Source organism: Streptomyces sp. NPDC001492, from assembly GCF_053597275.1.
Window position 1 is genome coordinate 22,851 of sequence record NZ_JBSFHW010000011.1, and the last position, 25,368, is coordinate 48,218.

A 25,368-nucleotide genomic window follows, 5' to 3' on the forward strand; every position below is an offset into this window, starting at 1 on the left:
CGCCGCCCCTGTGCGCTCGCCGACGGTACGGAGGCTACGCATTGACGTCGGCGCCCGCCCGACCGCTCACCAGCACCACCTCCAGAGTGCGCGGACCGTGCACCCCCTCGACCCGGTCCAGCTCGATGTCACTGGTCGCCGACGGGCCCGAGATCCAGGTCAACGGGCGGGCCGGGTCAAGGCGTTCGAGGGCCTGGGGCACGGACGAGACGACCTGCTCCGGCACCCTTACGACACAGATGTGGTGATCGGGGACGAGGGTGATGCGGCGGCGGCCCTGGTCCGGGCTGCCGTCCAGGACGATCGTGCCGGTCTCGGCGATGGCGATCGCACAGCCGGTGACCACGCTCTCGACCTGGTCCAGCTCGTGCGGGGTGCTCACGGCACGGTCGTGAACGCGGGTGGGATCGGCGGCCGACATCCACTCCGGCGGGAGCCCCGGCGGCACGAGCACATACTGGGGTCCGCGCTCGGCGAGCAGCCGCATGATGAGATACGGCAACTCCTCCGGGTCCGTGCGGTGCACGATCGCCCGGTAGTCCGCCAGGTTCTCGGCCAGCAGATCCACTGTCTGCTCGACACTCCGCTCCCCGTGCTCCCGCAGATAGTCGCGCGAAACGGCCTGCTCGTACGGCCTGTCGTCCTGCGGTACGTCCGCGAGTGCGCGCCGCACCCGGCCCAGGATCCGTTCCCTGCTGCTCACTTCGCGCCGTCCTTTCCGCCGTTCGTACGCTGCCACCAGTCGCGGAACGGTTCCGCGGGCACCGGCGGCAGATCCCGGCTGCCGCTCCACGCCTTGCCCGGACCGGGCAGCGTCCGCGGGTGGAGGCGGCGGGTGCGGGAGGCGAGCCGCTGGCCGGTGCGCAGGGCGCCCGGATGCGTGAACGCCCAGCGGGCCGCGCGCATCGCCGCCCGCTCGGCCGCGTGCCCCTTCGCCGGCTGCAGCACCACCTTGTTGCCCTCGCGGGTCACCTGCCCGCCCTCCACGACCCGCTCCCGCAGATGGACCAGGACCTCCGGGATGTCGATGGCGACCGGGCACACCTCGTAGCAGGCACCGCACAGCGACGAGGCGTACGGCAAGGAGGCATCGATCTCGCTTGCGGTGCCCCGGAGTTGGGGGCTGAGGATGGCGCCGATCGGGCCGGGATAGACGGAGCCGTAGGCGTGGCCGCCCGCCCGCTCGTATACCGGGCAGACGTTCAGACACGCCGAGCAGCGGATGCAGCGCAGCGCCTGGCGGCCGACCTCGTCGGCGAGGGTGTCGGTGCGGCCGTTGTCGAGCAGCACCAGATGGAAGGCGCGCGGTCCGTCACCGTCCGTGGTCCCGGTCCATGTCGAGGTGTAGGGGTTCATGCGCTCGGCGGTGGAGGAGCGGGGGAGGGTCTGCAGGAACACCTCCAGGTCCTGCCAGGTCGGCACGATCTTCTCGATGCCGACGACCGAGATCAGCGTCTCGGGCAGGGTCAGGCACATCCGCCCGTTGCCCTCGGACTCGACGACGACCAGCGTGCCGGTGTCGGCGACCATGAAGTTGGCGCCGGAGATGCCGACCTTGGCACGCAGGAACTTCTCCCGAAGGTGCAGGCGGGCCGCCTCGGCGAGTTCCGCGGGCGTGTCGGTCAGACCGTCGGGGGCCGGACGGCCCCACTCGCTCATCTCACGCTTGAAGATGTCCCGGATCTCACCCCGGTTGCGGTGGATCGCCGGGACGAGGATGTGCGAAGGCCGGTCCTTGCCCAACTGCACGATCAGCTCGGCGAGATCGGTCTCGTAGGCCCGGATGCCCTCGGCTTCGAGTGCTTCGTTGAGACCGATCTCCTGGGTGGCCATCGACTTGACCTTGACGACCTCCGTCTCACCGGTCGCCTTCACCAGGTCGGCCACGATCCGGTTGGCCTCGTCGGCGTCGGCCGCCCAGTGCACGATGCCGCCCGCCGCGGTGACCGACTCCTCCAACTGCTCCAGATACCGGTCGAGATGGCGCAGCGTATGGTCCTTGATCCGCTTGCCCGCCTCCCGCAGCGCCGCCCAGTCCGACACCTCCGCGACGGCCTTGGCCCGCTTGGCGCGGATGGTGTGGGTGGCGTGCCGCAGATTGCCGCGCAGCGTCGGATTGTTGACCGCCTCGTGCGCGGCCTTCGGGAAGGCCGGCATCCCTACGAACGTCCCGCTCATACGGCCGACTCCTCCTCCGTGCTCGCCAGGATCTCCGCGATGTGCACCGGCCGCATGCCGCTGCTGAGCCGCGTCATCGTCCCGCCGATGTGCATCAGACAGGAGTTGTCGGCCGCGCACAGCACCTCCGCGCCGGTCGACTCGGCGTTGCGCACCTTGTCCGCGCCCATCGCCGCCGAGACGTCGGAGTTCTTCAGGGCGAAGGTGCCGCCGAAGCCGCAGCACTCCTCGGCACCCGGCAGCTCCAGCAGCTCCAGGCCCTTCACGGCCTGGAGCAGCCGGCGCGGGCGGTCGCCGAGCCCCAGGCCGCGCAGCCCGTGACAGGTCGGGTGGTAGGTCACCCGGTGCGGGTAGTACGCGCCGACGTCGGTCACCCCGAGCACGTCCACCAGGAACTCGGTGAGCTCGTACGTCTTCGGGACGACGGGAGCCAACGTCGCCGCGAGTGTGTCCCCGCGCCCCTCGGCCCGCGCCCGCTCACCCATCCGCGGGTACAGCTCCCGCACCATCGCCCCGCACGACCCGGACGGCGTCACGATCGCCTCGTACCCCCCGAAGACATCGGAGAAATGCCGGGCCAGCGGCTCCGCCTCATGCCGGTACCCGGTGTTGTAGTGCGCCTGTCCGCAGCAGGTCTGCGCCATCGGGAAATCGACCTCGACGCCCAGCCTGGTCAGCAACTTCACCACGGCGCGACCGGTCTCCGGATAGAGCGTGTCGTTGACACAGGTCAGGAACAGGGCGACACGCATCGCGGCTCCTTGTGATCGATCATCGGATGAGTGAAGGGTAGCCGGGGAGTGAGGCGTGGGGGAGACCCCACTTACCTTCCGGTGAGCCGGGCCTGCGCCTCACGCCACCGGGCGGTGTCGCCCCGCGGCTCGTAGCGGGTCAGCGGCTGGGTGCGCGTGAGCAGGCTCCGGCCGCCGGCGAGGTCGCCGACCAGCCCGTGCGCCCGGGCCTGGACCAGCACGTTCCCCAGTGCCGCCGCCTCCGTCGGACCCGCCACCACGGGCAGCCCGCACGCGTCGGCGGTCAGCTGGCACAGGAGGGCGTTGCGCGTGCCGCCGCCGACGACGTGCACGACGTCGACCGGATGCGAGGCCAGCCGCTGGGCGTCCTCGATCGCCCGGCGGTGGGCCAGGGCCAGTGAGTCGAGAATGCAGCGCGTGATCTCCGCGGGGGATTCGGGCACCGGCTGCCCCGAGACACGGCACGCCTGGGCGATCCGCTCCGGCATCCGCCCCGGCGCCAGGAACCCCGCATCGCCCGCATCCACCACGGACCGCAGTGCCGGCACCTTGGCCGCCTCCAGCAGCAGCTCGCCCAGCTCCGGTTCGTCCCAGGCCCGTAGGCACTCCTGGAGCAGCCACAACCCCATGATGTTGCGCAGATAGCGGACCGTGCCGTCCAGCCCCAGCTCGTTGGTGAAGTTGGCGGCCCGGCTCTCCTCGCTCAGCACGGGTGCGCCCAGTTCGAGGCCGGCCAGCGACCAGGTCCCGGTGCAGATGTAGGCGAACCGTTCGCCGTCGGCCGGTACGGCGGCCACCGCGGACGCGGTGTCGTGCGAGCCGACCGCCGTCACCGGCACCGGACCCCGCAGCCCGGTCTCCTCCAGTACCTCCGGCCGCAGCACACCCGCCGGATCCCCGGGCCGCCGCAGCGGCGCGAACAACCCCAGGTCGACCCCCAGCCGTGAGGCGACCTCGGACGACCACTCGCGCGTCCGGGGATCGATCAGCTGGGTCGTCGAGGCGTTGGTGAGTTCAGTGCCCTGCTCGCCCGTGAGCCAGTAGGACATCAGGTCCGGGATGAGCAACAACCGCTCGGCATGGGCCAGTTGGGCCGTCTCCCGCGCGGCGACCAGCTGGTAAAGGGTGTTGAAGGGCGCGTACTGCAACCCCGTGGCCGCGTACAGCTGCTCGGCGGGCATGCTCGCCCACACCTTCTCCGCGACTCCTTCGGTGCGGGAGTCCCGGTAGTGCACGGGATTGCCGAGCAGCGCCCCCTCCGCGTCCAGCAGCCCGTAGTCCACGGCCCAGCTGTCGATGCCGACGGAGTCGACCTGCCCGGCGGACCGCAACCCGTCCAGGACACCCCCGTACAGGGAGAGGATGTCCCACCGCAGCCCCTCGGGCACCCGTACGGGCCGGTTGGGGAAGCGGTGCGCCTCGGTCAGCTCCAGGCTGTCGGGGCCGACGCGGCCGACCATGACACGCCCGCTGGAGGCGCCGAGGTCGACCGCGGCGTACGACTTCACGAGCGCGCTCACCGCAGGAAGGCGGCCGCGACGCCGGCGTCGACCGGGACGTGCAGCCCGGTGGTGTGGGTCAGCTCCCCGCCGGTCAGCGCGAACACGGCGTTCGCGACATGCTCCGGCAGCACCTCCCGCTTGAGGATGGTCCGCTGCGCGTAGAACTCGCCCAGCTTCTCCTCCGGCACCCCGTACACGGCCGCCCGCTGTGCGCCCCAGCCGCCCGCGAAGATCCCGGAACCGCGCACCACACCGTCCGGGTTGACGCCGTTGACCCGGATGCCGTGCTCGCCCAACTCGGCGGCGAGCAGCCGCACTTGATGAGCCTGGTCGGCCTTGGTGGCCGAGTAGGCGATGTTGTTGGGCCCGGCGAAGACGGCGTTCTTTGAGGCGATGTACACGATGTCGCCGCCCAGCCCCTGCGCGATCATCACCCGGGCCGCCTCCCGCGACACGAGGAAGGACCCACGTGCCATGATGTCGTGCTGCAGATCCCAGTCGCGCGCCGAAGTCTCCAACAACGGCTTCGAGATGGAGATCCCGGCGTTGTTGACCACCAGATCGACCCCGCCGAAGGCGAGCACGGCCGCTTTGAAGGCAGCGGCGATCTGCTCCTCGTCCGTCACGTCCACGGCGACGGCGACGGCCTTGTCCGCACCACCCAACTCCTCGGCCACAGCGGCCGCGTTCTCCGCGTTGAGATCGGCGACGACGACACACGCGCCCTCACCGACCAGCCGCTCCGCGATGGCCTTGCCGATACCGCTGCCCGCGCCCGTGACGAGCGCGACCCGTGTCGCCAGCGGCTTGGGCTTCGGCATCCGCTGGAGTTTGGCCTCCTCCAGCGCCCAGTACTCGATGCGGAACTTCTCCGACTCCTCGATCGGCGCATACGACGACACGGCCTCGGCCCCGCGCATCACGTTGATGGCGTTGACGTAGAACTCGCCGGCCACCCGCGCGGTCTGCTTGTCCTTGCCGAAGCTGAACATGCCCACACCCGGAACCAGCACGATCGCCGGGTCGGCGCCGCGCATCGCGGGGGAGTCGGGCAGCGCGTGCCGCTGGTAGTAGGCGGCGTACTCCTCGCGGTACTCGGCGTGCAGCTCCTTCAGCCGCGCGATCGCCTCCTCCGCGGGAGCGGACGGCGGCAGGTCGAGCACCAGCGGCCGTACCTTCGTCCGCAGGAAGTGGTCGGGGCAGGAGGTCCCGAGCGCGGCGAGCCGCGGATGCTCGGCCCGCGCCAGGAACTCCAGCACGACATCGGAGTCGTTGAAGTGCCCGACCTGCGGCTTGTCCTGAGAGGCAAGGGCCCGCACATACGGTGCCAGCGCCGCAGCCCGCTCCCGCCGGTCGGCCTCGGGCAGCGCCTCGTAGCCCGCGATCACCGGCCCGAACGGCTCGACCTTCCCCCGCTCGGCGAGGAACGCCTCGGCGGTGCGGATGATGTGCAGCGAGTTGCGCTCGCACTCCTCGGAGGTGTCGCCCCAGGAGGTGATCCCGTGCCCGCCGAGGATGCACCCGACGGCCTGCGGGTTGGCCTCCTTGACCGCCGCGATGTCCAGCCCCAGCTGAAAGCCGGGCCGCCGCCACGGCACCCACACCACCGTGTCGCCGAAACACTCGGCGGTCAGCTTCTCCCCGTCGGCCGCGCAGGCGAGCGCGATCCCGGAGTCGGGGTGCAGGTGATCGACGTGGGCGGCGTCGACCAGACCGTGCATCGCGGTGTCGATGGAGGGCGCGGCACCCCCCTTCCCGTGCAGGCAGTAGTCGAACGCGGCGACCATTTCGTCCTCACGCTCGACACCCGGATAGACCCCCCGCAAGGCCCGCAACCGATCCAGCCGCAACGCGGCGAGCCCGGCCTCGGTGAGCGTGCCGAGGTCACCGCCGGACCCCTTGACCCACATCAACTCGACATCACTCCCGGTGACAGGGTCGGTGTCGGTGCCCTTCGCGGACGTGTTGCCGCCGGCGTAGTTGGTGTTACGGGGATCAGCACCGAGCCGATGGGACCGGGCCAGCAGAGCGGCAGCTTCGGGGTGGGATGCCATGTCCATTCAGTCCTTCGAAGGTTTCGTGCCCCGACAGGGGCGCGGGGCTGTATCAATTTGCGACTCCGCCGCGCGGGCGCGACCAGCCACCTCCGGCCCGCAGTCTGCGAACAACAAGTCCCGGAAGACGAGTTGCAGCTTTCAGGCTCCCCATCCGGCTCGCTGTCCGCCGACCTGCTCTTCGACGATCTTCTCGGCCCATCCGGACCGGCGGTAGGCGCCGATCGGGTCGGCATCGAGCCCCATCTCCTGGCGGACCTCGGCGAGCAGCGGCCGTACATCCGTGTTGTACGCGTCCATCAGCACGGCGTTGGCTTCGAGGACGTCTGCGCCTTCTCACCCAGCTTCAGACAGTGCACAAGCAGCATCCGCTGCCCGTCTCCGAGCCGCTCGTACACCTCGGTGAGGCCTTCGGCGAGCCGGTCCTGGCGGGCGCGGAGGTCGTCCTGCCCGGGACAGTTCGTGCCGTCGGCGAACCACGGCTTCAGGTCCCGCTTGTAGTCGTCGTCCTGGAAGTGCTGCCTTCACGGCGGACTGGTCTGGCATGACCACCTCTGCACACGGGCTGAATCGTTTCAGGGAACGTAGTCCCACTGGTGGGATGTCGTCAAGACGTCCACGCGCTCACCCTGGGAGTGTTCGCGAGAGTGCGGAGATTTCGTTGCCGGAACCCTTGACGAGCCGCTGCCGCGGGCCCACGATGCCGTGAAACGTTTCACGGCTTGCTTCGAGGATCGGTTACACGTGTCATCACTGATCGCTCACCGGCCCTCCGTCCCCGAACTCCCCCTCCGAAAGGCCGCCTCGATGAGCAACGACGCCATCTCCCGCAGGCCCGCCCAACCCCGGGTCACCCGCTCCCAGTGGCGCCTGGCCGTCCTCTCCGGCATGGCCTCCTACCTGGACTCGGGCATCATCGTCTCCTCGGGCCTGTCACTGGGCCTGTGGCAGAGCCGCTTCCACCTGTCCTCCTGGGGGCTCGGCGCACTCAGCGCGGCGCTGACCTTCTCCATCGCCGTCGGCTCACTCGTCGGCGGCCGCCTCGCCGACCGCTTCGGCCGTAAGCGTGTGTACGGGATCGACATCCTCGTCTACGCCATCGGAGCCGCCCTGCTGGTCTTCGCCCCCAACAGCGCCTTCCTCTTCGCCGGCATGATCATCGGCGGTCTCGCGGCCGGCGCCGACCTGCCGACCTCGCTGGCCATGGTTTCCGAGCACTCCCCGCGCTCGGTACGCGGCCGGCTGATCGGCGCGACGCAGACCATGTGGGTCGTCGGTATCACCGCAGCGATCGTGATCGGCTTCGGCACCTCCACGCTCGGCTATCTGTCCGCTCAGCTCCTCTTCGCCCACCTCGCCCTGGTGGCCCTGGTCAGCTGGGTGCTGCGCAACCGTATGAGGCTGTCTCCCGTGCTGGAGGAGGCCGAGCGCGGCGGCGGTGGCGAGGGCATCGACGCGCGGGCGCTGCGCCGCCTCGGAGCCAAGCCGGTCCTCGTCCCGCTCCTCGCGACGGGCGGGTTCTACCTCGCCTGGAACCTCGCCGCCAACACCATGGGCCAGTACGGCACGTACTTCCTGACCACCGTCAGCGGCGCCTCCCAGACCCTCGCCACGGGGATGGGCCTGGCCGGGCTCCCGATCGGGCTGGCCTGCTCGCTCGCCTTCGTGCGGCTGGCCGACACGCCCTGGCGCGACCGACTGTTCTACGTCTGCGCGGTGCTCCAGGTCCTTGCCTTCGCCGTGGCCGCGGCAACCGGCGGCGCGGTGATCGCGGCGATGGTCTTCTTCCTGCTCCTTTACAACGTCGTCAACCAGTTCGCCGGTGAGGCCAACTACAAGGTCTGGTCCCAGGAGGTGTTCCCCGAGGAACTGCGCGCGACCACCCAGGGGCTGACCTACGGCCTCAGCCGCGCCCTGTGCGGACTCGCCGGCCTCGCCACGCCGACCCTGATGGCGGCCAGCGGTTCGGCCGTCCTGTGGATCACCACGGCGTGTGTGGCCGTGTCCGGCCTGATCGGAGTGTGGGTCGTCCGCACCATCGCTCCGCAGGGACGGGGTGCCGCGGCCGGGACCACATCCACCGTCCGTGCGAAGGAGGCGATCTGATGCGCGTCACCGCGCCTGTCCTGGAACACCACCGCGAGCCGCTCGGCATCGGCGAGAGCAGGCCCCGCCTGAGCTGGCGCACCGAAACCGACACACCCGACTGGACGCAGCAGGCGTACCGGCTGGAGATCACCGCTACCGACGGCACCGTCCTGACCGACACCGGGCGCGTCGAGGGCGCCGACTCGGTGCTGGTGGACTGGCCGGGCGAGCCGCTCGCCTCCCGCAGCCGCTTCGGGGTGCGTGTGCAGGTGTGGGGCGAGGGCGCCGAGCCGTCCGCGTGGTCGCCGGCCACCTGGGCGGAGACGGGACTGCTCGCCCGTACCGACTGGACCGCCCGGCCCGTCACCCCCGACCGTGAAGCGTCCGACGCCCCGCTCCCGGTGGCGCTGCTGCACCGCGCCTTCACCCTCGCCAAGCCGGTCGCCGCGGCCCGCCTGCACATCACCGCCTACGGCGTCTACGAGGCCGAGATCAACGGCACCCGAGTCGGCGACCATGTCCTCGCCCCCGGCTGGACCTCCTACCACCACCGGCTGCGCTACCAGACCTTCGATGTCACCGGCCTGCTGCGCGCGGGCGACAACGCCATCGGCGCACTTCTCGGCGAGGGCTGGTACACAGGCCGGCTCGGCTTCCACGGCGGCCGGCGCAACCTCTACGGCGACCGCCGCGCGCTCCTCGCCCAGCTGGAGGTCACCCACCCCGACGGCACCGTCACCACCCTCGGCACCGACGAGACCTGGCGCGCCACGACCGGCCCGATCCTGCGCTCCGAGCTCTACGACGGCGAGGTCCACGACGCCCGGGCGGCCCGCCCCGGCTGGTCCGCACCGGGCCACGACACCTCCGACTGGTCACCCGTCATCGAACTACCGCTCCCCGAGGCCCAGTTGGTGGCCCCGACCGGCCCGCCCGTGCGCCGCACCCAGACCCTCGCCCCCGTCGACGTCCTCACCACACCGTCCGGGAAGACCATCCTCGACTTCGGGCAGAACCTGGTCGGACGCCTGCGCATCCGCGTGGCTGGCCCTTCCGGACACACCATCACCCTGCGGCACGCGGAAGTTCTGGAGCACGGCGAACTCGGCGTACGGCCGCTGCGTCTCGCAGCCGCCACCGACACGTACACCCTCGCCGGCACGGGCGAGGAGACATACGAACCGCGCTTCACCTTCCACGGATTCCGCTACGCCGAAATCGACCACTGGCCCGGCGAGCTGGACCCGTCCGCGGTCGAGGCCGTCGTCCTGCACACCGACATGACCCGCACGGGCTGGTTCGAGTCCTCGCACGAGCTGGTCAACCGCCTGCACGAGAACGTCGTATGGGGCATGCGCGGCAACTTCCTCGACATCCCCACCGACTGCCCCCAGCGCGACGAACGCCTCGGCTGGACCGGCGACATCCAGGTCTTCGCCCCCGCCGCCTCCTTCCTCTACGACTGCTCGGGCATGCTCGGCGGCTGGCTGCGCGACCTCGCGGCCGAACAACTCGCCCGCCCCGACGGCACACCCCCGCTGGTCGTGCCCGACGTCCTGCCCTCCGGCTTCGGCGGCACCCCGCACGCGGTGTGGGCGGACGTCGCGGTGCTGCTGCCGTGGACGCTGTACCGGCGCTTCGGTGATCCGGCCGTGCTGCGCACCCAGTACCCGAGCATGCGCGCCTGGGTGGAGACCGCCGCCCGCCTCACCGAGAAGGGCGGCGGCCTGTGGCGGCAGGACTTCCAGCTCGGCGACTGGCTCGACCCGGCCGCCCCGCCGGACGCTCCCGGGGACGCCCGTACGGACGGCGATCTCGTCGCCAATGCGTACGTCGCCCGCTCGGCCGACGTGCTCGCCGAGACGGCGCGGCTGCTGGGGGAGAAGGACGACGCCGTCCGCTACGAGGAACTCGCGCGCTCGGTGCGGGCGGCCTTCGCCGACGAGTTCGTCACCCCGGTCGGGCGGATGTCGAGCGACGCGCAGACCGCGTACGCGCTCGCCCTGTGCTTCGCGCTGCTGCCGACGGAGCGTCAACGGCGGGGCGCCGCCGGGCGGTTGGCCCACATCGTGCGCAAGGCGGGCTTCCGCATCGCCACCGGATTCGCCGGTACGCCGCTGATCTGCGACGCCCTGTGCGCGGGCGGGGAAGCGCAGCTGGCGTACCGGATGCTCCTGGAGAAGGGCTGCCCGTCCTGGCTGTACCCCGTGAGCATGGGGGCGACGACCGTGTGGGAGCGGTGGGACTCGATGCTGCCCGACGGGAGCATCAACCCGGGCGAGATGACCTCCTTCAACCACTACGTCCTCGGCGCCGTCGCCGACTGGCTGCACCGCACGGTCGCCGGCCTCGAAGCCGCCGAACCGGGCTGGCGCCGGCTGCGCATCGCGCCCGTTCCCGGCGGCGACCTGACGTATGCCAAGGCCGCGCATGACACGCCGTACGGCCGCGCCGAGGCCGGCTGGCGGATCGAGCACGACACGCTCGTGATGGAGGTGCTCGTCCCGCCCAACACCCGGGCCGAGGTCCAACTCCCGGGCGAACGTGAGCCGTTCGAGGTCGGATCGGGCCGCCGTACCTTCCGGCGGCCCTACACCGCGCCCGCCTGGCCGCCGGCCGCGCTCCGCAATCCGTTCGCCGGGCCGGAGGAGTAGGGCCGGCGAGGTGCTCAGGCCAGGACGGCCGGCCTGAGCACCTCCTCGCACCACTGGCGGAACGTGGTCGGGCTGGGCGAGGCGAGGCGGTGGTCCTCGTCGTAGGCTTCCTTGATCTGGGCCACGGCCATGTCGACCAGCCCCTGCGCCCATGCCTCGCTCGCGCCGTGCTCCAGCATCGTCGCCCGGTAGGTGTCGAGGGACAGCTGCCGATACCGGACGGGCCGCCCCAGCACCTCGGAGAGGACCTGGGCCATGCCGTCGGGGGAGAGGGCGTCGGGGCTGACCACGGGCACACCCTCCTGACCGCTCCAGGACCGGTCGAGCAGGAGTTCCGTGGCCTTGGCCGCGATGTCCCGGGTGGCGACGGACGCGACGACGCGGTCGCCGGGCTGCGGCCAGTAGAACGCGCCCTGGTCCCTGATCGCGGCCACCTGCCAGAGCAGGTTCTCCATGAAGGCCGGCGGCTGCAGCGCCCGGTAGTGCACTCCGGTGTCCATGATCATCCGGTCCTTGGCCAGCGACGCCGACAGGTGCCCGGCGTTCTTCTCGATTCCGCGGCCCATGGTCGACACGGCGACGACCCGCTTGACGCCCCGGGATGCGATCGCCTCACAGGCCGCCCGCGTGTAGTCGACGTAGTGGCCCTCGACGTCCTCCGCGCGCGGGTCCGGCGGCACCACCCAGAACACGGCGTCCGCGCCCGCGAAGGCCTCCATCACGACATCGAGATCTCGGTGCGAGCCCTGGGCGACCTCGACCCGCCCGCGTACCTGCGCGGGCAGCCGGGAGGGATCGCGCGCGATCACACGGACCGGCTCCTCGCCGGCGAGGAGACCGTCGACGACCTGGCGGCCGATCTGACCGGTGGGAGTGGTGATGACAAGCATGGAAAAGCTCCAAGAGGGCTCGCTGGAAAGGCAGTTGCACCCTCCGGCCGTCGGCTGGACCAGCTGGACGGGCCGGGGGACCGCGTGCTCCGATCCTGCGGCGAACCCCTGGGAGACGGAAGGACCGAAGGGATCCCGCTTGTTACCCTCTGGGTAATACCGAACGGAGGTGCCGGGTCGTGGAATCCCGATCACTGCGCTACTTCGTCGCCGTGGCCGAAGAACTCAACTTCGCCCGCGCCGCCGAACGGCTGGGCATCTCCGCCCCGCCCCTCTCCCGCGCCATCCGCAAACTCGAGGCCGACCTGGGCGTCACCCTCTTCGAGCGCACCACGCACAGCGTCGAACTGACCCCCGCCGGCACGGTCCTGCTCGGGGAGGCCAGGATCGCGCTCGACGCCCTCCAGGCGGCCGGCCGTCGGGCCCAGCGCGCGGGGGCCCAGGACGCGAAGCTGGTCCTGGCCCTCAAGGCCGACGGTGACGGGGGCCTGCTGGAACCCATCCTGGCCCGCTACGCGACCGAGCCCGCCGCCCTCCCCGTCACGATCCGCCTGTCCGGCTGGGGTGACCAGGCCCGTCTGCTGCGCCAGGGCGAGGCGGACGCCGCCCTGATCTACGAACCCTTCGACCACACCGGCCTGGACAGCGAAACGATCACCGTCGAACGCCGCCTGGCCGCCCTCCCGGCCACCCACCCCCTGGCCGCCCGCGACCACCTCTCCCTCGCCGACCTGGCCATCCCGGGGGTCGAGTCCGGCCGCCTCGACGGCCTGGCCGCGTACCTGGACATGATCGTCGAGCGCCACGGCATCGCCGACCTGCCCCAACTGCTCACCCTCGTCGAACTGGGCGAGATCGTGACCCTGCTGCCCGAATCCGTCACCACCCGCTACCCGCGCCCGGGCCTCGCCTACCGCGAGGTCCCGGACGCCCCACCGGCCACCCTGTCGATCGCCTGGCCCCAGCAGTCCTGCTCGACGGCCACCGCCGCACTGGTCCGGGCGGCGACGTCGCTGGTTCCGCCTGTCGAGGCGGCCGCGTGAAGTACCTGGTCCTGATGTACGCCGATCCCGCGGCGACCGAGGCGATGACCGCCGCCGAACGCGCGGGGACGATTCCAGCGGTCGTTGCAACAGGTTGAGTGCCGCAACGCTGTAGGTTGCGGCGACGCTCAGTGTTGCCAGTCGGTTTCGCCGCCTGGGCCAACCAGGAGGGGCTCGATTCCTGAGCCGGTGAGGATCCACGACTCGTAGTCAGGGTCTGGCTCGATGCTCAGCCGAGTGCCGTCGTCGAAGCCGAGGGACAGGGAGCCTTGCCCGCTGACCTCGGTTTCGGTGACGAACTTGGCGAAAAGGCCGAGTACCGGCGCCAAGGACGGTCCAGTGGCCGGCATCAGTAGGGCCTGGTGGCCCGAGGCGGCCGTGAGGGTGAACGGTGTCTCGATGACGAGCTCGCCCTCGACACGGATGCGACCGTCTGGGGCGTGATCAGTGAAGCTGATCCGGACCTGGTGGTCGAAGGCCGTGCGTGTGACACGGGTGCCGACCAGTCCCGCAGGTACTCTCACCGCTCCCCCTGCCGCGGTTCTGCCGTGTGTCGATGGAAAGCCGACGACCGGCTCTGTTGGGCCTTGAGCAGTGTAGACAGGCGCTCGGTCGGCGTTTCCCAGCCTGGACTTCCACGTCCTGGCGGTGGAGGTGCGGCCGGTCCACGACTCGTTCGGGACGGGAGAAACCTGACGCGGGCCCACGTCCACGGCGCCGCTTCGCATACTGACCGGCATGGCCCTCTACGACACGCTCGGCGCGACATACGGCCGCAACCGGCAGCCCGACCCGCGGATCGCCGCGCAGATTCACGCCGCGCTGGGAGACGCCGCGCACGTGATCAACGTGGGCGCCGGCACCGGCTCGTACGAGCCACCGCAGACCGTCCTCGCCGTCGAACCCAGCCAGGTCATGATCGCGCAACGCCCGCCCGGGTCGGCGCCCGCCGTGTGCGCGGTCGCCGAACACCTTCCCGCGCGCGACGACGCGGCCGACGCCGTGATGGCGCTGCTGACCATCCACCACTGGACCGACCTGACGGCCGGCATCGCCGAACTCCGCCGGGTCGCCCGCCACCGCATCGTGATCCTGACCTGGGACCAGCAGGTCTTCCGCGACCGGTTCTGGCTCGTCCGCGACTACCTCCCACAGGCCGCCGCCTTCGACGACACCCGAGCCCTGCCGCTGGACCGACTGTCCGACCTGCTCGGCGGGGCGCGCCGGCAGCCCGTCCCCGTCCCGCACGACTGCACGGACGGCTTCGCCGCAGCGTACTGGCGCCGCCCCCACGCCTACCTGGACCCCCAGGTACGGTCAGGAATCTCCCTGCTCACCCAGACCGGAGAAGCGGCCCTCGCCCCAGGCCTGGCAGCCCTCTCCGAGGACCTGACAACAGGCCGCTGGCACACCCGGCACGCCGAACTGCTCACCCGCGACACACTCGACGTCGGCTACCGACTACTGACAGCGGACATCTGACGTGCCCCGTGAGGGGCGGCGGGGCTCTACACATGTGCGCCTCCGCCGCCGCGCCGACGCTGCCGGCTCGGTCAAGGGCGCGGCTGTATCAGTTTGCGGCGCTGTCGCGCGGGCGGTGCGACCAGCCCCTTTAGGGGCGCGGGGCTGTATCGATTTGCGGCTCCGCCGCGCGGGCGCGACCAGCCACATCCGGCCCGCAGTCTGCAAACAACAAGTCCCGGCAGACGAGTTGCAGCCCTCACGCTCCCCATCCGGCCTGCTGTCCGCCGACCCGCTCTTCGACGATCTTCTCGGCCCATCCGGACCGGCGGTAGGCGCCGATCGGGTCGGCATCGAGCCCCATCTCCTGGCGGACCTCGGCGAGCAGCGGCCGTACATCCGTGTTGTACGCGTCCATCAGCACGGCGTTGGCTTCGAGGACGTCACCCGCCCGCTGAGCGGCGCTCAGTGCCTCGGCGTCCACGAGCAGTGCCTTGGCGGTGGCTTCCTGGACGTTCATCACGGACCGGATGATGGCAGGGATCTTGGCCTCGATGTTGTGGCACTGGTCCAGCATGAACGCGACCTCGGACGTGTACCCCCCACCCCGGACCACCTCGTACATGATCCGGAAGAGCTGGAAGGGGTCGGCGGCCCCCACCATCAGGTCGTCGTCGGCGTAGAAGCGTGAGTTGAAGTCGAACCCGCCGAGTTTGTTCTCGCGCAGCAGGGTGGCGACGATGAACTCGATGTTCGTGCCGGGCGCGTGATGCCCGGTGTCCACCACGACCTGCGCCTTCTCACCCAGCTTCAGACAGTGCGCGTACGCGGTGCCCCAGTCCGGCACGTCGGTGGCGTAGAAGGCGGGTTCGAAGAACTTGTACTCCAGCAGCATCCGCTGCCCGTCCCCGAGCCGCTCGTACACCTCGGCGAGGCCTTCGGCGAGGCGGTCCTGGCGGGCGCGGAGGTCGTCCTGCCCGGGATAGTTCGTGCCGTCGGCGAACCACAGCTTCAGGTCCCGTGATCCGGTGGCGTCCATGATGTCGACGCACTCCAGCAGATGATCGATCGCCTTGCGGCGCACCGCCGCGTCCGGGTGGCAGATGCTGCCCAGCTTGTAGGCGTCGTCCTGGAACGTGTTGGAGTTGATCGCCCCCAGCTTCACGCCCTGCTCCTCGGCGTACTTCGCCAGGGCACCGTAGTCGTCCACCTTGTCCCAGGGAATGTGCAGCGCCACCGTCGGCGCCACACCGGTGAACGCGTGCACCTGGGCGGCATCGGCCAGCTTCTCCTGCGGTGTGCGGGGAACGCCCTGCTGCGCGAACACCTTGAACCGGGTCCCCGAGTTCCCGTACGCCCACGACGGCGTCTCGACTGCCTGGGTCTTCAGCGCGGCCTTCACCGCGGCGAGCTCGGTCACTTCAGGGCTCCTGTGACGTCTTGCCGGAACGGCAGGTGGATGAATCGATTCAGTAAGGGAAGCCTAAAGCTCCCGACGGGAGTGTCAAGCGTTCCGGCCGAGGCTGTTGCCCGTGGCTCGACCGTGACCTTTGGCTCTCGAAGGGCTCTCGAAATTTTTTCGAGGCCCACCCATTGACGTGACATGGCCGACGCGCCTAACGTCCCGGCAACCAAGTTGAAACCTTTCACGACGTCGTGAGCCCCTTGTCGGCGTCGTCGAGGAGCCCCTGATGACCCACCCGTCCGACACGGGTCCGGCCCCGGTGCTGGCGCTCGAGGACATCTCGAAGTCCTTCGGCGCGGTGCGCGCCCTGCGGGACGTCTCCCTGGAGTTGTTCCCCGGCGAGGTGCACGCACTCGCCGGAGAGAACGGCGCGGGCAAGTCGACCCTGATCAAGACCCTTGCCGGTGTGCATCGGCCCGATGCCGGCCGGGTGCTGCTCGACCGTGAACCCGTCGTCTTCCACGGGCCCGGCGACGCCCGCGACGCCGGCATCGCCGTCATCTACCAGGAGCCCACGCTCTTTCCCGACCTTTCGATCGCCGAGAACATCTTCATGGGCCGCCGGCCCCGGCGCGCCCTCGGTCGTATCGACCACAAGGCCACCCACGCGGCGACCCTGGCCCTGATGCGGCGTCTCGGCGTCGAACTCGACCCCGACCGCCCGGCCCGTGGCCTGTCCATCGCCGACCAGCAGATCGTCGAGATCGCCAAGGCCCTCTCCTTCGAGGCCCGCGTCCTGATCATGGACGAGCCGACCGCCGCCCTCACCGGCAGCGAGGTGGCCCGCCTCTTCGGCGTCGTGCGCACCCTGCGTGAACAGGGCGCCGCCGTGCTGTTCATTTCGCACCGGCTGGAGGAGATCTTCGAGATCTGCCGGCGGGTCACCATCCTGCGCGACGGCGCCTGGATCTCCAGCGAGCCGATCGAGGGCATGACCGAGGACGACCTGGTGCGGCGCATGGTCGGCCGCGACCTCGACGAGCTGTACCCCAAGCAGGACGTCGAGCCCGGCCAAGTCGCCCTGAGCGTACGGCGGTTGACCCGCGAGGGCGTCTTCACCGACGTCTCCTTCGAGGTGCGGCACGGCGAGATCGTCGGCCTCGCGGGACTTGTCGGCGCGGGCCGTACGGAGGTGGCCCGGGCCGTCTTCGGCATCGACCGCTGGGACGCCGGCGAGGTCGAGGTCCAGGGGCGCAAGCTCACCAACGGCGCCCCCTCCACCGCCATGGCCGCCGGGCTCGCCCTCGTCCCCGAGGACCGGCGCGCCCAGGGCCTGGTGATGGACATGTCCATCGAGCGCAACATCGGCCTGACCGGTCTGCGCACCACCGTCAGGGCGGGCCTCGTCGACCGCGGCGCCGAACGCAGCCGCTCACTCGACTGGGCCGTCAGGCTCCGGGTCAAATACGCCCGGATCGCCGATACGGTCAGCACCCTGTCCGGTGGCAATCAGCAGAAGGTGGTCCTCGCCAAGTGGCTCGCCACCGGCCCGAGGGTGCTGATCGTCGACGAGCCCACCCGCGGCATCGACGTCGGCACCAAGGCCGAGGTGCACCGGCTGCTCAGCGAGCTGGCCGCTGACGGCGTGGCCGTCCTGATGATCTCCTCCGACCTGCCCGAGATCCTCGGCATGGCCGACCGCGTGCTCGTCATGCACGAGGGCCGTCTGACCGCCGAGATCCCACGCGCCGAAGCCACCGAGGAAACCGTGATGGCCGCCGCCACCGGGAGGGCCGCCGCATGACGGTGACCACTCCCGACGAAACCCCCGTCGCCGAGGTGCCCAGGTCCAGCGGCACCCGGCTCGTCGACCGCGTCTTCAAGATGCGCGAACTCGCCATCCTGGTCGTCTTCCTGGTGATGATCGCCATCACCCAGGCGGGCAACAGCGAGTTCCTGTCCGAGCAGGGCATCAAGGACCTGCTGCTGAACGCGACCATCCTGGTGCTGGTCGCCACCGGTCAGTCCCTGGTGGTGATCACGAGGAACGTCGACCTGTCGGTCGGCTCGACCCTCGGCATCAGCGCCTTCGCCGCCGGCGACTATCTGCACGGCGGCGGCAACTCCCTGATCGCCATCCTGCTCGCGGTGCTGCTGGGCGTGGGCTTCGGCCTGCTGAACGGCCTGCTCGTCAGCCTCGGCCAGGTGCCGGCCCTCGTCGTCACCCTCGGCACGCTCTACATCATCCGCGGCGTCGACTCCATCTGGGTCGGCTCCCGCCAGATCACGGCGGCCGATCTCCCCGGCGGCTTCGTGGACTTCGGCTCCGGCGGTCTCTCCGCCGTGCCGTGGCTGGCGCTGATCGCGCTGGCGGTGCTGGTGGCGACGGCGTACTACCTCAAGCACTTCGGCAGCGGCCGTGAGCTGTACGCCCTGGGCTCCAACCCGGAGGCCGCCAGGCTCGCGGGTATCCCCGTGCGCAAGCGGATCCTGGCCGCGTACACCTTCTGCGGCGGCCTGGCCGGTCTCGCGGGCGCCATGTACCTGGCCCGGTTCGGCAACGTCGACTCCGGGACCGGCACCGGCTACGAACTCACCGTCGTCAGCGCGGTCGTGGTCGGCGGTGTCGTCTTCACCGGAGGCTCCGGCAGTGTCTACGGGGCCGCGCTGGGCGCCCTGCTGCTGACCTCCATCAACAGCGTGCTGCCCGCCCTCGGCGTCAGCTCCGTGTGGGTGCTCGCCATCAACGGCATCCTGCTCATCCTCGCCATCGCGGTCGACCGGATCGTCGCGCTGCGCGTGGCCTCCGCCCTGAAGAAGAGGAACGCCCGCCATGCCTGAGTCACTGACGCGCGCGGTCCGCTGGGACACGGTCGTCGGCGCCCTCCTCGTCATCCTGTTGCTGCTGTCGTTCAGTACGGTCGACGGGTTCGGCAACGCCCTGAACCTGTCGTTCCTGATCGGCAACACCCTGCCGATCGCCCTGATCGCGCTGCCCATGACGCTGCTGGTCGTCTCGGGAGAGATCGACCTGTCCGTCGCCTCGACGGCCGGCCTCTCGGGCGCCGTGATGGGCAAACTGTGGAACGACGGCATGGCCATCGAGACGATCATCCCGCTGTGCCTGCTGCTGGGCGTGTTGTGCGGGCTGGTCAACGGGCTCCTGGTCACCCGGCTCGGACTGCCCTCCCTCGCCGTCACCATCGGCACCCTCGCCGCCTACCGGGGCATCGCACAGATCGTGCTCGGCTCCGACGCGGTGACCGACTTCCCCACCCAGTACCTGGACTTCGCGGCCGGACGCATCGGGAACACCTTCGTCCCGCAGGCCCTCCTGCCCTTCCTGGTACTGCTCGCCATCGCGGTGGTCGTCCTGCACGCCACCCCCTTCGGACGCTCCCTGTTCGCGATCGGCGCGAACGAGGAGGCGGCGCGGTTCGCCGGCATCCGTGTCAAGCGGCACAAGCTGATCCTGTTCACGGTGACGGGGCTGATGGCCTCGCTCACGGGGATCTTCTGGGCCCTGCACTACGCCAGCGCCCGCTACGACAACGCCACCGGACTCGAACTCTCCGTCGTCGCCGCGGTGTTGCTCGGCGGCATCGACTTCGACGGCGGCAAGGGCACGCTCGGCGGTGCGATTGCCGGAGTCTTCCTCCTCGGCGCCCTGCAGAACGTGATGAGTCTGCTCAATGTTTCCGCGCAGTCGCAGATCGTCGTCACGGGTGTGTTGCTCGTTGTCTCTGTGCTCGGCCCCAGGGTCGCACGGCAGATCGCCCTGGTGAGGGCCGCACGTTCAGCTTGAAAGCTCGTTCGTTGACTGCGGGCCGGATGTGGCTGGTCGCGCCCGCGCGGCTGCGCCGCACATTCAATACAGCCCGCGCCCCTTTGGGGCGCGTCCAGCTCACCCTCGTATCAAAGGACCCCATGCCATGCGCAAGTCATCCCTCCGCCATGCCTGTGCGGCGCTCGCCGCCGGAACCTCTCTCGCTCTGGCCCTCACCGCCTGTGGCGGTACCACCAAGAACAACTCCAAGAGCGACGACGCGGCGGCCACCTCCACCGCCAAGGCCGACCCCAATGCCGCCCTCAAGAAGGGCCTGACCGTCGGCTTCCTGCCGAAGCAGGTCAACAACCCGTACTTCACCTCCGCCGACAAGGGCGGCGAGCAGGCTCTCACCGAGCTGGGCGGCAAGTACAAGGAGGTCGGCCCCTCCAGCGCCACCGACACCGCCGGCCAGGTCTCCTACGTCAACACCCTCACCCAGCAGCAGGTCAACGCGATGGCCGTCTCCGCGCAGGACCCGGGCGCCCTGTGCACCGCGCTCAAGCAGGCCATGAAGAACAACATCAAGGTCGTCACCTACGACTCCGACACCAAGCCCGACTGCCGCAACGCCTTCGTCTCGCAGGCCTCCGCCGAGGACCTGGGCCGTACCGAGGTGCAGCTGCTGGCACAGCAGATCGGCTACAAGGGCGAGATCGCGATCCTGTCCGCCGCGCAGACCGCGACGAACCAGAACGTGTGGATCGACTTCATGAACAAGGAGCTGGCGGACCCGAAGTACAAGAACATCAAGCTGGTCAAGGTCGCCTACGGCAACGACGACGCCCAGCAGTCCTTCCAGCAGACCCAGGGCCTGCTCCAGCAGTACCCGAACCTGAAGGGGATCATCTCCCCGACCACGGTGGGCATCAAGGCAGCCGCCCAGTACCTGTCCGGCTCCAAGTACAAGGGCAAGGTCAAGCTGACCGGCCTCGGCACCCCGAACGACATGCGCAAGTACGTCAAGAACGGCACCGTCGAGGGCTTCGAGCTGTGGGACCCGGCGAAGCTGGGCGACCTGGCCGCCCGTACCGCCGTCGCGCTGGCCTCCGGTCAGATCACCGGCAAGGAGGGCGAGACCTTCAAGGCCGGCTCCACGACCTACACCATCGGCAAGGACGGCGTGATCACTCTCGGCAAGCCGACCGTGTTCAGCGCCAAGAACATCGACCAGTTCAACTTCTGAGCCCCTTCCACCCCTGCGGGAGCTGGTCCTTCATGCAGCGCGTCTGCTTCCTCCTCAAGGTCCGCGAGGACCGGCTCGCCGAGTACCGCCAACGCCACGCCGGCGTGTGGCCGGAGATGCTCGAAGCGCTCTCCGCCAACGGCTGGCACAACTACTCCCTCTTCCTGCGCGACGACGGCCTGCTCGTCGGCTACCTGGAGACCGACGACTTCGAGGCCGCGATCGCCGGCATGGAGGCCACCGAGGTCAACGCCCGCTGGCAGGCCGAGATGGCGCCGTTCTTCGAGTCGCTGGACGGCGCCCGGCCCGACGAGGCCATGAAACCGCTCACCGAGGTCTTCCACCTCGCCTGATCTCCCCTCGCCCCTGCTGGAGCCGCTCATGAGAAGACGTACCGTGCTCGCGACCGCCATACTTGCGGCCGTGGCAACGCCGGGCACCGCACGGGCCGCCGATCCCGGCCCCTCCGTCAGCAAGAAGGGCACCACCCAACTCGACGGGCAGGCCGTCTTCTTCGTCTCCTACGACGGGCTGGTCAACAACAACTCGTTCCAGAAGAACGGCCTGTTCACGTACAAGGGCTACCAGTACGCGGCCTGGTACACCTCCACCGGCAACGCCGTGATCGGCCGTCGCGTGCTCGGCGGCAGCAACTGGTCGACCGTGACCCTCTCCCACGTCCTCAAGACCAGCGACTCCCACAACGTCATCTCCATGGGCGTCTCCCAGGTCGACGGCCGCCTGCACCTCACCATGGACTCCCACAGCGACGGGTACTTCTACGTGAAGTCCATCGCCGGGCTCCTGGACAACCCGGCGACCACAGCCTGGACCTCGTCCGTCCTCGGCGCGGTGCAGACCTCGCTCGACGGCCTCGCGCTCACCTCGCAGTTCACCTACCCGCAGTTCCTCTCGACCCCCGAGGGCAGGCTCCAGCTCAGCTACCGGGTCGGCATCTCCGGAAACGGCCGCAACGCCCTTGCCGAGTACGACGGTTCGACGTGGACGGCCCTGGGGGAGTGGTCCAGCTCCACGGGCACGTACACCAGCTCGCACGGCTCCTCCACCGCCCGCAACATGTACCTGCACGGCATCGACTACGACGCGGGCGGCCGGCTGCACTCCTTCTTCACCTGGCGTGAGCAGAACGCCGCGGTGATGTGCAACGGCGGCGGCATCACCAACCACGACACCGGCTACGTCTACTCCACCGACCGCGGCCGCACCTGGCGCAACGACGCCGGCACCGTCGTAGGCACCACCGGCAGCTCCGACACGGTGGCCGTCACCGACGGCGGACTGGTCGTCGACTCGCTCAACCCCGACCACTCGCTGATGAACCAGGAGAGCCAGTTCATCGACTCCTCCGGCCTCCCGCACGCGATCATCAGCTACGTCCCCGGCCGCTTCGGCCAGTGCACCACCGACTACGTCGCCGACCGCACCGCGGCCGGCCGCGCCTTCCACCTCCGCAAGAACTCCACCGGCACCTGGCAGAAGACCGAGATCCCGGTCGCGCTCAACTCCAGCCAGCGCACCAAGCTGATCCTGGACCAGTACGACAACGCCTACGCGATCTTCCCCTTCGGCCGGATCGCCGCCGCCTCGAAGGCCTCCGGATACACGGACTGGGCCCTGCTGTACGACGGCAGCGACCTGAACGCCTTCGGCGAGGTCGTGATCGACGAGCTGCGGGTCGAGGAGGACAACGTCCTGTCGTTCATGTACCAGGAGAAGTCGAGCGGCACGACGCCCTCGGCACTCCATGTCGTCGACTTCGCACTGCCCGCGTGACCGGGCATGATGCGCCGAACGATGACGGTAATGTGAAGACCTTCCGGCCGAATCACGTCCCCCTGGAGGTCCCTGCCCGATGAGCCAGTCGGTGGGTATCAAGGACGTCGCCCGCGCCGCCGGAGTCTCCGTCGGCACGGTGTCGAACGTGATCAACCGTCCTGACACGGTCGCCACGGAGACCCGGGCCCGGGTGCTCTCCGCGATCGACCGGCTCGGCTACGTCCGCAGCGAGTCCGCGCGCCAGCTGCGCGCGGGCCGCAGCCGGATCATGGGGCTGCTCGTCCTGGACATGGGCAACCCGTTCTTCGTCGACGTCGCGCGCGGCGCCGAGCGTGCCGCGCGCGACGCCGGCCTGGGCGTCATGGTCTGCAACAGCGCCCAGAGCGCCGGCGAGGAGGCCGAGTACCTCTCCCTCTTCGCCGAGCAGCGGGTACGCGGCGTGCTGCTCACCCCCGCCGACGCCACCGGCCGGAACATCGAGACGTTCCGGCGGCACAACATCCCCTTCGTCCTCGTCGACCGGGTCGCCGAGGGCACCACCGAGTGCTCCGTCTCCGTCGACGACGTGGCAGGCGGCGCCCTGGCCGTGCGCCACCTGGTCGACGCCGGACACCGCACCATCGCCTATGTCAGCGGTCCGCCCGGCCTCAACCAGGTCCGCGACCGCCGCACGGGCGCCCTGAACGCCCTCGCCGAGGCCGGCCTCGGACCGGACTGCCTGCGGGAACTGCCCACCGAGCGGCTCGACGTGGCGGCCGGCCGGGACGCCGGCGCCCGCCTACTGGGCCTCGCCGACCGCCCCACCGCCGTCTTCTGCGCCAACGACCTCCTCGCCCTCGGCGTCCTGCAGGCCATGTACGCGGCCGGCATATCGGTCCCCGACGACCTCGCCATCGTCGGCTACGACGACATCGAGTTCGCCGCCGCGGCGGCCGTCCCGCTCACCTCGGTGCGCCAGCCCGCCGTCACCATGGGCGCCCTGGCCGCCGAGCTGCTGCTGGAGGAGACCGAGGCGGAGACCGGGACGAAACGGCACGAGCACCGGCGTGTCGTACTCCAGCCGGAGCTCGTCGTACGACGCTCCAGCCTGTCCGCCCGCTGATCGCCCGGTCAGTAGGTTTTCATGATCCCAGGGGTCCGCCGCCGCACGAACCTGTGGTGAAGTGGGACGCGGCCCGAAACCCGTCCGTCCCTGGAGACCCGTTGACCGCCACCTACCGCCAGCCCGGCGTCGTCCTCACCGACCGCCACTTCACCGTGCCCCTCGACCACGACGACCCGGCGGGGGAGACGATCGACCTCTACGCCCGAGAGGTCGTCGCCGGCGACAAGGCCGAGCAGAACCTGCCCTGGCTCGTGTACCTGCAGGGCGGCCCCGGCTTCGGCGCGAACCGCTTCGTGGGCAGGCAGTCCTGGCTGGGCCGCGCCCTCAAGGAGTACCGCGTCCTCCTCCTCGACCAGCGCGGCACCGGCCACTCCACACCCGCCAACCGCCAGACCCTCCCGCTGCGCGGCGGCCCCGCCGAACAGGCCGACTACCTGGCGCACTTCCGGGCCGACGCGATCGTCCGCGACTGCGAGGCCATCCGCCTCCAGATCACCGGCGGCGCCCGCTGGACGGTCCTCGGCCAGAGCTTCGGCGGCTTCTGCACCGTGAACTACCTCTCCAGCGCCCCCGAAGGCCTGACCGCCGCCGTGATCACCGGCGGCCTGCCCTCCCTCGACGCGCACGCCGACGACGTCTACCGCGCCGCCTACCCCCGCATCGAACGCAAGGTCACCGCCCACTACGCCCGCTACCCGCAGGACGTCGAACGCGCCCGCCGCATCGCCGACCACCTCCTCAGCCACGAGGTCACCCTGCCGAACGGCTACCGCCTCACCGCCGAGGCCTTCCAGTCCCTCGGCATCGTCCTCGGCGGCAGCGAGGGCAGCCACCGACTGCACTACCTCCTCGAACACGCCTTCGTCCGCACCCCACAGGGCCCGGCCCTCTCCGACGCCTTCCAGGAGGAGGTCCAGGGCCTCCTTTCGTATGCGAGCCACCCCCTCTACGCCCTCGTCCACGAGGCGATCTACGGCCAGGACGAGCGCCCCACCGCCTGGTCCGCCGAACGCGTCCGCGCCGAGTTCCCGCAGTTCGACGCCGCGAAGGCCCTCGCGGGCGACAGCCCGCTCCTGTTCACCGGCGAGTCCGTCCACCCCTGGATGTTCGACTGCGACCCGGCGCTCCGCCCCCTGCGCGAGACCGCCGACCTGCTCGCCGCCCGCACCGACTGGCCGGCCCTCTACGACCCCGCGCGGCTCGCCGCCAACGAGGTCCCGGTCGCGGCGGCGATCTACCACGACGACATGTACGTCGACACCGCCCACGCTCTGGAGACGGCGCGCACCATCCGCGGCCTGCGGACCTGGGTGACCGACGAGTTCGAGCACGACGGCGTACGGGCCGGAGGGCCCCGGGTGCTGGACCGGCTGCTGGCGCTGACGCGTGACGAGGCGTGAGTTTCACCGGGAGTGATGTGTTCGTCA

The 25,368-nt window shown here is 70.3% G+C and carries 21 protein-coding genes and 1 pseudogene; 13 read left to right on the forward strand and 9 right to left on the reverse strand.

All coding sequences use genetic code 11. The annotated features are described in order from the left end of the window. Positions 1-34 precede the first annotated feature (34 nt). The 6 genes and pseudogenes from ACWC1K_RS16215 to ACWC1K_RS16240 form a co-directional block, all read right to left on the reverse strand. On the reverse strand, positions 35-703 hold the full coding sequence (locus ACWC1K_RS16215; RefSeq protein WP_450831854.1) for a LutC/YkgG family protein: 669 nt from the start codon (positions 701-703) through the stop codon (positions 35-37). After that, a complete protein-coding gene (locus ACWC1K_RS16220; protein WP_450831856.1) occupies positions 700-2,178 on the reverse strand; it encodes a LutB/LldF family L-lactate oxidation iron-sulfur protein in 1,479 nt (492 codons plus the stop codon). The genes ACWC1K_RS16215 and ACWC1K_RS16220 overlap by 4 nt, the downstream gene beginning before the upstream one ends. Next, on the reverse strand, positions 2,175-2,930 hold the full coding sequence (locus ACWC1K_RS16225) for a (Fe-S)-binding protein (RefSeq protein WP_450831858.1): 756 nt from the start codon (positions 2,928-2,930) through the stop codon (positions 2,175-2,177). The genes ACWC1K_RS16220 and ACWC1K_RS16225 overlap by 4 nt, the downstream gene beginning before the upstream one ends. A gap of 71 nt (positions 2,931-3,001) precedes the next feature. Next, positions 3,002-4,450: a rhamnulokinase gene (locus tag ACWC1K_RS16230; RefSeq protein WP_450831860.1), complete on the reverse strand. Its 1,449-nt coding sequence runs from the start codon at positions 4,448-4,450 to the stop codon at positions 3,002-3,004. Next, entirely contained in the window at positions 4,447-6,486 is a 2,040-nt protein-coding gene (locus tag ACWC1K_RS16235) for a bifunctional aldolase/short-chain dehydrogenase (protein WP_450831862.1), read from the reverse strand. The genes ACWC1K_RS16230 and ACWC1K_RS16235 overlap by 4 nt, the downstream gene beginning before the upstream one ends. A 141-nt stretch (positions 6,487-6,627) precedes the next feature. After that, positions 6,628-6,813 (reverse strand): annotated as a pseudogene (locus ACWC1K_RS16240) (L-rhamnose isomerase); the annotation flags it as partial. Positions 6,814-6,839: 26 nt separating this feature from the next. Here ACWC1K_RS16240 and ACWC1K_RS16245 point away from each other — a divergent pair. The 3 genes from ACWC1K_RS16245 (at position 6,840) to ACWC1K_RS16255 (ending at position 11,228) form a co-directional block, all read left to right on the forward strand. Beyond that, positions 6,840-7,034: a hypothetical protein gene (locus ACWC1K_RS16245; RefSeq protein WP_450831864.1), complete on the forward strand. Its 195-nt coding sequence runs from the start codon at positions 6,840-6,842 to the stop codon at positions 7,032-7,034. Positions 7,035-7,293: 259 nt separating this feature from the next. Then, on the forward strand, positions 7,294-8,592 hold the full coding sequence (locus ACWC1K_RS16250; RefSeq protein WP_450831866.1) for an MFS transporter: 1,299 nt from the start codon (positions 7,294-7,296) through the stop codon (positions 8,590-8,592). Continuing rightward, positions 8,592-11,228, forward strand: a complete 2,637-nt coding sequence (locus tag ACWC1K_RS16255) for a family 78 glycoside hydrolase catalytic domain (protein WP_450831867.1) — start codon at positions 8,592-8,594, stop codon at positions 11,226-11,228. Before ACWC1K_RS16250 ends, ACWC1K_RS16255 begins: the two co-directional genes overlap by 1 nt. Before the next feature lie 14 nt (positions 11,229-11,242). On the opposite strand, the gene ACWC1K_RS16260 is transcribed toward ACWC1K_RS16255, so the two are convergent. Beyond that, a complete protein-coding gene (locus ACWC1K_RS16260) occupies positions 11,243-12,118 on the reverse strand; it encodes an NAD(P)H-binding protein (RefSeq protein ID WP_450831868.1) in 876 nt (291 codons plus the stop codon). Between the two features lie 179 nt (positions 12,119-12,297). Between ACWC1K_RS16260 and ACWC1K_RS16265 the strand changes: the two genes are divergently transcribed. Further along, entirely contained in the window at positions 12,298-13,161 is an 864-nt protein-coding gene (locus ACWC1K_RS16265; RefSeq protein ID WP_450831870.1) for a LysR family transcriptional regulator, read from the forward strand. A 128-nt stretch (positions 13,162-13,289) separates the two neighbouring features. Here the strand turns inward: ACWC1K_RS16265 and ACWC1K_RS16270 are convergent, their stop codons facing one another. Then, on the reverse strand, positions 13,290-13,685 hold the full coding sequence (locus tag ACWC1K_RS16270; protein ID WP_450831872.1) for a DUF6188 family protein: 396 nt from the start codon (positions 13,683-13,685) through the stop codon (positions 13,290-13,292). A gap of 214 nt (positions 13,686-13,899) precedes the next feature. On the opposite strand from ACWC1K_RS16270, the gene ACWC1K_RS16275 reads away from it, so the two are divergent. Next, positions 13,900-14,643, forward strand: a complete 744-nt coding sequence (locus tag ACWC1K_RS16275) for a class I SAM-dependent methyltransferase (protein ID WP_450831874.1) — start codon at positions 13,900-13,902, stop codon at positions 14,641-14,643. Between the two features lie 238 nt (positions 14,644-14,881). Here the strand turns inward: ACWC1K_RS16275 and rhaI are convergent, their stop codons facing one another. Continuing rightward, positions 14,882-16,042: an L-rhamnose isomerase gene (rhaI, locus tag ACWC1K_RS16280; protein ID WP_450831876.1), complete on the reverse strand. Its 1,161-nt coding sequence runs from the start codon at positions 16,040-16,042 to the stop codon at positions 14,882-14,884. Between the two features lie 271 nt (positions 16,043-16,313). On the opposite strand from rhaI, the gene ACWC1K_RS16285 reads away from it, so the two are divergent. From ACWC1K_RS16285 to ACWC1K_RS16320, 8 genes are all read left to right on the forward strand, one after another. Further along, positions 16,314-17,831, forward strand: coding sequence for a sugar ABC transporter ATP-binding protein (locus tag ACWC1K_RS16285; protein ID WP_450831877.1), 1,518 nt, complete (start codon positions 16,314-16,316; stop codon positions 17,829-17,831). Next, entirely contained in the window at positions 17,828-18,868 is a 1,041-nt protein-coding gene (locus tag ACWC1K_RS16290) for an ABC transporter permease (RefSeq protein WP_450831879.1), read from the forward strand. Before ACWC1K_RS16285 ends, ACWC1K_RS16290 begins: the two co-directional genes overlap by 4 nt. Then, positions 18,861-19,832: an ABC transporter permease gene (locus tag ACWC1K_RS16295; protein WP_450831881.1), complete on the forward strand. Its 972-nt coding sequence runs from the start codon at positions 18,861-18,863 to the stop codon at positions 19,830-19,832. The genes ACWC1K_RS16290 and ACWC1K_RS16295 overlap by 8 nt, the downstream gene beginning before the upstream one ends. Before the next feature lie 127 nt (positions 19,833-19,959). Next, a complete protein-coding gene (gene rhaS, locus ACWC1K_RS16300; protein ID WP_450831882.1) occupies positions 19,960-21,039 on the forward strand; it encodes a rhamnose ABC transporter substrate-binding protein in 1,080 nt (359 codons plus the stop codon). 32 nt (positions 21,040-21,071) lie between these two features. Next, a complete protein-coding gene (locus tag ACWC1K_RS16305) occupies positions 21,072-21,392 on the forward strand; it encodes an L-rhamnose mutarotase (RefSeq protein WP_450831883.1) in 321 nt (106 codons plus the stop codon). 28 nt (positions 21,393-21,420) lie between these two features. Continuing rightward, complete coding sequence (locus ACWC1K_RS16310; RefSeq protein ID WP_450831885.1) at positions 21,421-22,833, forward strand: BNR repeat-containing protein; 1,413 nt, start codon at positions 21,421-21,423, stop codon at positions 22,831-22,833. Positions 22,834-22,912: 79 nt separating this feature from the next. Then, positions 22,913-23,938 carry a LacI family DNA-binding transcriptional regulator gene (locus tag ACWC1K_RS16315; protein WP_450831887.1) on the forward strand — a complete coding sequence of 342 codons (1,026 nt, stop codon included), beginning with the start codon at positions 22,913-22,915 and terminating at the stop codon, positions 23,936-23,938. Positions 23,939-24,039: 101 nt separating this feature from the next. Further along, positions 24,040-25,341, forward strand: coding sequence for an alpha/beta fold hydrolase (locus ACWC1K_RS16320; protein WP_450831888.1), 1,302 nt, complete (start codon positions 24,040-24,042; stop codon positions 25,339-25,341). The last annotated feature ends 27 nt before the right edge of the window (positions 25,342-25,368 follow it).